The 8,427-nt window shown below is 72.9% G+C and carries 6 protein-coding genes; 4 read left to right on the forward strand and 2 right to left on the reverse strand.

From position 1 onward, the window contains the following. Positions 1 to 62 precede the first annotated feature (62 nt). Positions 63 to 1,706 carry a class I adenylate-forming enzyme family protein gene (locus tag I6A60_RS40045; RefSeq protein ID WP_203023725.1) on the forward strand — a complete coding sequence of 548 codons (1,644 nt, stop codon included), beginning with the start codon at positions 63 to 65 and terminating at the stop codon, positions 1,704 to 1,706. A gap of 64 nt (positions 1,707 to 1,770) precedes the next feature. Here I6A60_RS40045 and I6A60_RS40050 read toward each other — a convergent pair whose 3' ends face one another. Continuing rightward, positions 1,771 to 2,292 (reverse strand): methylated-DNA--[protein]-cysteine S-methyltransferase, encoded by a 522-nt coding sequence (locus I6A60_RS40050; protein WP_203023724.1) that lies wholly within the window; start codon positions 2,290 to 2,292, stop codon positions 1,771 to 1,773. Then, positions 2,282 to 3,772 (reverse strand): AlkA N-terminal domain-containing protein, encoded by a 1,491-nt coding sequence (locus tag I6A60_RS40055; RefSeq protein WP_203023723.1) that lies wholly within the window; start codon positions 3,770 to 3,772, stop codon positions 2,282 to 2,284. The genes I6A60_RS40050 and I6A60_RS40055 overlap by 11 nt, the downstream gene beginning before the upstream one ends. Before the next feature lie 356 nt (positions 3,773 to 4,128). On the opposite strand from I6A60_RS40055, the gene I6A60_RS40060 reads away from it, so the two are divergent. The 3 genes from I6A60_RS40060 (at position 4,129) to I6A60_RS40070 (ending at position 8,348) form a co-directional block, all read left to right on the forward strand. Further along, positions 4,129 to 4,611 carry an FHA domain-containing protein gene (locus I6A60_RS40060; RefSeq protein ID WP_203055870.1) on the forward strand — a complete coding sequence of 161 codons (483 nt, stop codon included), beginning with the start codon at positions 4,129 to 4,131 and terminating at the stop codon, positions 4,609 to 4,611. 149 nt (positions 4,612 to 4,760) lie between these two features. Next, entirely contained in the window at positions 4,761 to 6,938 is a 2,178-nt protein-coding gene (locus I6A60_RS40065) for an ATP-binding cassette domain-containing protein (protein ID WP_307874116.1), read from the forward strand. A 114-nt stretch (positions 6,939 to 7,052) separates the two neighbouring features. Then, positions 7,053 to 8,348, forward strand: a complete 1,296-nt coding sequence (locus I6A60_RS40070) for a type II toxin-antitoxin system HipA family toxin (protein ID WP_203023720.1) — start codon at positions 7,053 to 7,055, stop codon at positions 8,346 to 8,348. Positions 8,349 to 8,427 lie beyond the last annotated feature (79 nt).

Below are 8,427 nucleotides of genomic sequence, written 5' to 3' on the forward strand. Positions count from 1 at the left end.
GCGGGCGTCCCACGACGCCCGCCGGCCACCGATCGTCCCGTCACCCGGAAGCGAGCCGGCAGATGAGCGGCACCGTCCAGAACAGCGTCCCCGACCTCGACGCCCGGCCCGTCGGCGTGGACCTGTCGGTCCCCGAGACGTTCTGGGAGCTGGTCGAGCGGCGCGCCGCCCTGACGCCCGACACCGAGCTGTTCGCCGACGGCCTGGGCCGCGCCCTCACCGCGGCCCAGTTCAAGGCGGCCGCCGAACGGACCGCGTTGGCGCTGGCCGGCCGCGGGATCGGCGTCGGCACGGTGGTCAGCTGGCAGCTGCCGACGACGCTGGAGTCGGTCGTGCTGATGATGGCGCTGGCCCGCCTCGGGGCGACCCAGAACCCGATCATCCAGACCCTGCGCGAGCGCGAGGTCGGCTCGATCACGGCCAAGGCCGGGACCTCGGTGTTCGTCACCGTGCCGAGCTGGCGCGGCTTCGACCACGGCGCGCTGATGTCCGCGCTCATCGCCGAGCGGGGCGGGGTGGGCGAGCTGCTGCTCGTCGACCACCGCGCGGCGGCGGCCGAGGGCCGGCTGGCGCTGCCGACGGCCGACGCGGGCGAGCCGCTGCCGCCACCGGCGCCAGCCGCCGGCCCGGGCGAGACGCGCTGGATCTACACCACCTCCGGCACGACGGCCGACCCCAAGGGCGTGCTGCACACCGACCATTCGGTGGCCGTGGCGGCCCGCGGCAACGTCACCGGGGCCGCGCCGACGCCGGCGGACCTGTACCCGATCGCGTTCCCCCTGGCGCACATCGGCGGTGCGGTGATGCTCGCCGCCTCGCTGCTGTCCGGCCTGCGCCTGCTGCTGCTCGACAGCTTCGACCCCGAGGTCACCCCGCGGCTGATGGCCGCGGCCGGGGCCACGATGCTCGGCTCGGCGGCGCCGTTCCTCAACGCCTACCTCGCCGCGCAGGCCGCGGACCGGGTGAACGACCCCGGCGCCGTGCTCTACCCGAAGCTGCGGGCCGCGTACAGCGGCGGCGCCCCCAAGCCACCCGGCCTGCACGCCGCGATCGCCCGCGAGCTCGGCGGCCGAGGGGTGCTGTCCAGCTGGGGGATGACCGAGTTCCCGCTCGCGACCCACGCCCGGCTCGACGACACCGACGACGAGCTCACCGCCACCGAGGGGCGAGCGACCCCGGACGTCGAGATCCGAGTGGTCGCCGTCGACGGCACACCGTGCCCGCCGGGGGTGGAGGGGGAGCTGCTGCTGCGCGGCCCGCAGCTGTTCTCCGGCTACCTGGGCGTTCCCGCCGCCGAGATCGCCGAGCTCTTCGACGCCGACGGGTTCTTCCGGACCGGCGACCTCGGCGTCGTCGGCCCGCGCGGCCACGTCCGCATCACCGGCCGCCGCAAGGATGTGATCATCCGTAACGCGGAGAACATCGCGGCTCCCGAGGTCGAGGACATCCTGGCGACCCATCCCTCGGTCGCCGAGGTGGCCGTCATCGGGCTGCCCGACGAACGGACCGGTGAACGCTGCTGCGCGGTCGTCCGGCTCGCCCCAGGGGCCGCTCCCGTCACCCTGGAAGACCTGGTGGCTCATGCGTTGGCGGGCGGCCTCGCGAAGTTCAAGCTCCCCGAGCAGATCGAGTTCGTCGACGTCCTGCCCCGCACCGACATGGGCAAGGTCGCCAAGAACCTGCTGCGCAAGCGCTACATCAGCTGACCTGACTCCTACCTCCTGATCGGGACGGGCCTGGGCCCGCGACCAGGAGGTAGGAGCCGAGGGCTCACCCGCCCGCGAAGGTGAGGGTCGGCGCGGTCCGGGCCGCCTCCAGGGCGAGCAGGTGGCGCTTGCGGTCGAGGCCGCCGCCGTAGCCGGTGAGGTCGCCGGTGGAGCCGACCACCCGGTGGCAGGGCACGATGATGCTGATCGGGTTGCGGCCGTTGGCGAGGCCGACGGCGCGGGCCGCGGTGGGCCGGCCGACGCGCTCGGCCAGCTGGCCGTAGCTCATGGTCTGGCCGTAGGGGATCTCGCGAAGCGCGGCCCAGACGGTCTGCTGGAACGGCGTTCCCCTGGGTGCGAGTGGCAGGTCGAAGGCAGTCAGCGCGCCGTCGAAGTAGGCGCGCAGCTGGGCGATGACCGTGCCGAACGGTTCCGCGTCACGGTCGCCGAACCGTTCCTCGGCCGGCCGGTGCCGATGTTGCTCCATGTAGAGGCCGGCCAGGGCGCCGTCGACGGCGACCAGCGTGAGGTCGCCGATCGGGCTGTCGATCACGGTGTGGGTCACGTGGGGCTGCTTAGAAGACATCGCCCGTCCTTGTCGTCGGAATTCGGTTGATCGGGTGGTCGCTGGTGGACCACAGGTACTGGACGGCGTACGCCCGCCACGGCCGCCAGGCAGCGGCCCAGGCCGTCAACGCCGCCGGCCGGGCCGGCAGGCCGAGGCCCTCGGCCGCCCGTCGCACCCCGAGGTCCGTGGCCACGAACGCGTCCGGGTCGCCGAGGGCCCGCATCGCGACCGACTCGACCGTCCACGGGCCGACCCCCGGCAGTGCCGCGAGCCGGGCCCTGGCCTGCTCCCAGTCGCCGCCGACGTCGAGCTCCAGGTCGCCCGAGGCGAGCGCGGCGATCAGCGCGCTCACCGTCGCCCGCCGCGACCGCGGCATCGCCAGCGCCTCCGGGTCCAGCTCGGCCAGCGCCTCCGGCGTCGGGAAGAGGTGGGTGAGCCCGCCCTCCCGGTCCTCGACCGGCTCCCCGTGGGCGGCGACCAGCCGGGCGGCGTGCGTCCGGGCCGCCGCCGTCGAGACCTGCTGGCCGAGCACCGCCCGCAGCGCGAACTCGGGCGGGTCCGTGGTGCGTGGCACCCGCCGGCCCGGGCTCTTGGCGACCAGCGGGGCCAGCGCCTCGTCGGCGCCGAGCTGGGCGTCGACGGCGACCGGGTCGGCGTCCAGGTCGAGCAGCCAGCGGCAGCGGCTGATCGCGGTGGTCAGGTCGCGCAGGTCGGACAGCGTCAGCCGGCACTCGATGTGGTCCGGGGTGGGCCGCAGCGCCACGATGCCGTGCCCGCGCGGCAGCCGCAGGGTCCTGCGGTAGGCGCCGTCACGCCACTCCTCGACACCCGGCACCGCGGTGGCCGCCAGGTGCCCGAACAGGTTGTCCGGGCAGAGCGGGCGCCGGAACGGCAGTCGCAGCACGAGGGTGCCCTGGGTCCTCGGGTCCACCGTGGTCCTCGCCCGGGCCCGAAGCTCGCTGGGCGTGAGGGCGAAGACCTCCCGGACGGTGTCGTTGAACGTGCGCACGCTGGCGAAGCCGGCCGCGTACGCCAGGTCGGCCATCGGCAGCGCGGTGGTCTCGATGAGCAGCCGGGCCGTCTGCGCCCGCTGCGCGCGGGTGAGCGCGAGTGGCCCGGCCCCGAGCTCGGCGAACAGCTGCCGTTCGAGCTGGCGCACGCTGTAGCCGAGCCGGGCGGCGAGCCCCGGCACACCCTCGCGGTCGACCAGGCCGTCGGCGATCAGCCGCATCGCCCGGCCGACCAGGTCGGCACGTTCGTTCCACTGCGGTGAGCCGGGCACGGCACCCGGGCGGCACCGCTTGCAGGCCCGGAAGCCGGCCTGCTGGGCCGCCGCCGCGCTGGGGTAGAACCGCATGTTCTCGGGCTTGGGCGGCGTCGCCGGGCAGCTGGGCCGGCAGTAGATCCCGGTGGTGAGCACCGCCGTGAAAAACCAGCCGTCGAACCGCTCGTCCTTCGCCTGGACGGCTCGCACGCACCTCTCAACGTCCTGGTACATGGGACCAGCCTGCTCGCCGACACCGCCCAGGTCTCGCGGAAAAACGACATGGCAGTATCACTTCATGATCATTTCCGTCTGCGGCGTCGTTGTCGCGCCCTGCCTGTCGCATGTGTGACAGATCGAGGAAAACCTGGAAATGAAGGGTCTTCGCGGCCCTGTCACGCGATCATGGGAGCGACCGACGGTCCCAGGGTCGGTGTTCCGAGGGGGGACGGCAATGCCGCATGCGAAAAGCTGGCCCGGTGGCCGGTGTCAGTTCGGGGGCGTGAACGGGCCTGGCGTGCCCGCCGCGGGCTGGTCAGTGGTGGTGCCGGGCGTGCTCCCGGTTGCCCCGTCCGCGGCGTCATAACGCCATGGCCGAGGGACTGACGATCAGCGTCGGCGACCAGGTCGTCTCGGTGCCGCCCGACCGGCCGTTCGTCGTGGGCCGCGCGGCCGCCTGCGACCTGGTGGTCGCGAACACCAAGGTGTCGCGCCGCCACCTGCTGCTGGAGCCGGCGCCGGATGGCTGGGCCGCCGTCGACATCAGCACGAACGGGACGTGGGTGACCGGCCGGCGGGTGCACCGGATACGCATCGGCGAGGAGTGCCGCTTCCAGCTCGGCGCGGTGGACGGACCGGAGGTCGTGGTCACCCTGGCGTCCGCGCCGACCGCCCCGACCGATCTGCGCGCCGCGCCCACCGCGCGCGGCGCGGTCCCGGGGGGCCGGGGCGCGCCCCCGCCCGCCCGGGGCGGGGGCCCGCCCCCCCCGCGCGCCCCCCCCCGGGGGGGGGGGGGGCCGGGGCGGCCGGGCCCCCGCCACGGCCGGCGGTGGTCGAGAACCCGCCGCGCCTGATGCCCGCGGCCCCGACGAGGTCGGCGGACGGGACCGCGGCCGCTCCCGCCGCGCGGGCGGGCAACCCGCCAGCGCGGGCCGCTGTGCCGCCGAGGGTAGCCGCCGCACCTGCCGCTCCGTCGCGAGCTCCCCGCCAGGCTCAGCGGCCGGTGGCGGACGATCCCTGGTCCGAACGGCCAACGCTCTTCCCCGACGGCCAGCAGGTGGGCCCGATCCTGCCGCCGGCCGACTGGGACGACGCGGACGACCGTGACGGACCGGGCCGCACGCACCCGCTGCGGATGGGCCGGATGTCGATCGGCCGTGGCCTTTCCAACGACGTCGTGGTCAACGACCTGCTGGCGTCCCGGGAACACGCGGAGCTGCTGGTCGGCCGCGGCGGCGCCCAGATCGTCGACCTCGGCTCGGCGAACGGGACGTTCGTCAACGGCCAGCGCGTCGACCGGGCGGTCCTCAGCCTCGGCGACGTGATCGCGATCGGCCACCACATGTTCTACGTGGCCGAGCAGCACCTCACCGAGCACATCGAGACCGGCGACGTCGAGTTCGCGGTCGACGGCGTCTCGGTCGACCGCGACGGCAACCGCCTGCTGCACGACCTGACGTTCAAGCTCCCGGCCCGGTCCCTGCTGGGGGTGATCGGCCCGAGTGGCGCGGGCAAGTCGACTCTGCTGGGTGCGCTGACGGGCTTCCGCCCGGCGAACGTCGGCACGGTGAGCTACGCCGGCCGTGACCTCTACACCGAGTACGACGAGCTGCGCCGCCGGATCGGCTACGTGCCGCAGGACGACATCCTGCACACCTCGCTGACCGTCCGCCAGGCGCTCGACTACGGCGCCAAGCTGCGGTTCCCCGCGGACACGACCAGCGACGAACGCCGCCGGCGGATCGACGAGGTGCTCGCCGAGCTCAGCCTCACGAACCGGGGCTCGGGCGCGCCAGCCGGGCTCGGCGCCGCTGGGGCGACGCAGCTGCGATTCCTGGACGACGACGAAGCGTCCGCGACGAGCGGCGGTGACCTCGCCGACCGCCAGGTCGCCAAGCTGTCGGGTGGCCAGCGCAAGCGCACGAGCGTCGCCCTGGAGCTGCTCACCCAGCCGACGCTGCTCTTCCTCGACGAGCCGACCTCCGGCCTGGACCCGGGCCTGGACAAGGAGGTCATGGAGACGCTGCGCCGCCTCGCCGACGGCGGCCGGACGGTCGTCGTCGTCACCCACAGCGTCGCCCAGCTGAACCTCTGCGACTACCTGCTCGTGCTGGCCAAGGGCGGCCACGTCGCCTACTTCGGCCCGCCGCAGCACGCGCTGGAGTTCTTCGACGAGGCCGACTGGGCCGACGCCTTCCGCGTCCTGCAGACGAACAAGGGCGCGAAGGCACTCGCGAACCGGTTCCGGTCCTCGGACCTGTACATGCGGGGCTCGGCGGTCGTGCCGATCGCGCGCCGCGAGGTCCAGGCACTGCCGAGCATCCGCCAGCAGTCGGTGCTGTCGCAGCTCGTCACGCTGTCCCGGCGATATATGAAGGTGATCGCCTCCGACAAGTCCTACCTGCGGCTGCTCATCGCCTACCCGATCGTGCTCGGGGCGATCCCGTGGACGATCAAGACATCCGCCAAGTTCGGGCTCCCGAGCGACGGCAAACCGAACCTGGACGCGCCACGGGCGCTGCTCGTGCTGATCCTGATGGCCTGCTTCATGGGCATGTCCAACGCGGTCCGCGAGCTGGTCAAGGAACGGGAGATCTACCGCCGAGAACGGTCGATCGGCCTGTCGACCACCGCGTACCTCGGCTCCAAGGTCGTCGTCCTGACGCTGATCACCGGGCTGCAGGGCGCCCTGCTGACGGCCATCGCGCTGGTCACCCGTTTCCCACCGGAGGGCGCGGTGTTCAAGCACGCCGCGTGGGCGGAGATGCTCATCGCCGTGGGCCTCACGGCGGTCGTCTCGACGATGGTGGGCCTGATCGTCTCGGCGGTGGTGGACAACGCGGACAAGACCATGCCGCCGCTGGTCGTGCTGACGATCTCGCAGCTGGTCTTCACCGGGGCACTGCTGGTGCTGCCCGGCGCGAAGGGCCTGGAGCAGCTGTCCTGGCTGTTCCCCGGCCGGTGGGGCTACGCCGCGGCGGCGTCGACGTCCGACCTCAACACGATCCAGCTGTCCGGCACCGACGCGAACCCGGCCGTCAAGGTCGACCCGCTGTGGAAACACACCGCGTCGGCCTATGCCGGCGACCTCGTCGGCCTGCTGATCATCGGGTTCGTCGCCCTGATCGTGACGGCCCTGCTGCTACGCCGCCTCGACCCGCGCCGCGCCCGAAACCGCTGAACCAGCCATGCGCACGTACGTGCGCAGCCCGGCCGCCGTGCGCGAACGTGCACATCGGCTAGCCTGCGCACGTGCGTGCACCGGCGGGCCCAGACCGTCTGGACGGCCCCGCTGATGGCTGATGAACGCCGTCTCGTGGTGCTTCTCGGTGGACGCCGGGTCGGCGAGGCGCACCTGGACGACGCAGGCACCTTCCGCTTCGGCTACGACGACGCCCAGCTGGCCGACCGGGCCGCGACGCCGTTGTCACTGTCGATGCCGGTCACGCGCGCGACCTACGGCGATGGGCCGGTGCGGGCCTTCAGCTGGGGCCTTCTTCCCGACAGTGAGCGGGTCCTTGAAAGGTGGGCCAGGGAGTACCAGGTCTCGTTGCGGAACCCTCTAGCCCTCCTGCGGTACGTCGGCGAGGACTGCGCGGGCGGCGCACAGTTTGTTCGGCCTGAACGGGTCGATGCCCTGCTCGCCGGCGAGGGCTCGGTCACCTGGCTTGAGGACGGGGAGATCGAAGACCGGCTTCGAATCCTGCGCGCCGATCCGACCGCGTGGCATGTGCACAGCGCGGGCCAGTTCAGCCTGGCCGGGACGCAGGCCAAGACCGCGCTGCACTTTGACGAGCGAACCGGCCGATGGGGAGATCCGTCGGGCGCCACGCCCACCACGCACATTCTCAAACCTGCCATCGCCGGCCTGGACGATCACGATCTCAACGAGCATCTGTGCCTTTCGGCTGCTGGCCTCGCCGGCCTGCCGGCCGCACGGACTGAGGTCGTTTCCTTCGGTGCTGAGCGGGTCATCGTGGTGACCCGCTACGACCGTAGGCAGACCAGCCAGGGCCAGGTCATTCGTATCCACCAGGAGGACATGTGCCAGGCGGCGGGGATCGCGCCGATGGTGAAGTACCAGAGCGAAGGAGGCCCCAGTCCCGAGCTGGTCATCGACCTGCTGCGGCGAAACGTGCAGCCGAGCGCGCTGGCCGCTGACCACCTGAATCGGTTCGTCGACGCGCTGGCCTTCAACTGGATCATCGCGGGCACCGATGCGCACGCCAAGAACTACGCGGTTCTGCTCGCGGGCAGCCAGGTGCGTCTCGCGCCGCTCTATGACGTGGCGAGCGTGCTCCCGTACGACGACGTCTCTCCGGCGAAGCTCCGGTTGGCCATGAAGATCGGTGGTGAGTACCGCGCCGAGTTCATCCGTGGCCGTCACTGGCGCCGCTTCGCCGTCGCGAGCGGTCTGGACCCGGAGGGTGTGCTCGACCGGGTGAGCCGTCTCGTCGCGCGGGTTCCCGACGCGTTCGCCAAGGTCGCCGCCACCCCGGCCGTCCGGTCACTGGGCAGTGGCCTGCCCGCGCGACTTGCCGAGCGGGTGGCCGACCGCGCGCAGTCGCATGCTCGGGCGCTTCTGGACTGACAGGGCAGGCGCACCGGCTGGCCCGCCATCGGAAGCGGGACGGCAATGAGGCCGAGGCGGCCTTTCGGTCGCCTCGGCC

The organism is Frankia sp. AgB1.9, from assembly GCF_016786355.1.
Classification (GTDB): domain Bacteria; phylum Actinomycetota; class Actinomycetes; order Frankiales; family Frankiaceae; genus Pseudofrankia.

Excerpts from the sequence above, each read along its gene's own strand:
- I6A60_RS40070 (WP_203023720.1), top strand. The coding sequence starts at position 7,053 with ATGGCTGATGAACGCCGTCTCGTGGTGCTTCTCGGTGGACGCCGGGTC.
- I6A60_RS40050 (WP_203023724.1), bottom strand. The coding sequence starts at position 2,292 with ATGTCTTCTAAGCAGCCCCACGTGACCCACACCGTGATCGACAGCCCG.
- I6A60_RS40060 (WP_203055870.1), top strand. The coding sequence starts at position 4,129 with ATGGCCGAGGGACTGACGATCAGCGTCGGCGACCAGGTCGTCTCGGTG.
- I6A60_RS40055 (WP_203023723.1), bottom strand. The coding sequence starts at position 3,772 with ATGTACCAGGACGTTGAGAGGTGCGTGCGAGCCGTCCAGGCGAAGGAC.
- I6A60_RS40045 (WP_203023725.1), top strand. The coding sequence starts at position 63 with ATGAGCGGCACCGTCCAGAACAGCGTCCCCGACCTCGACGCCCGGCCC.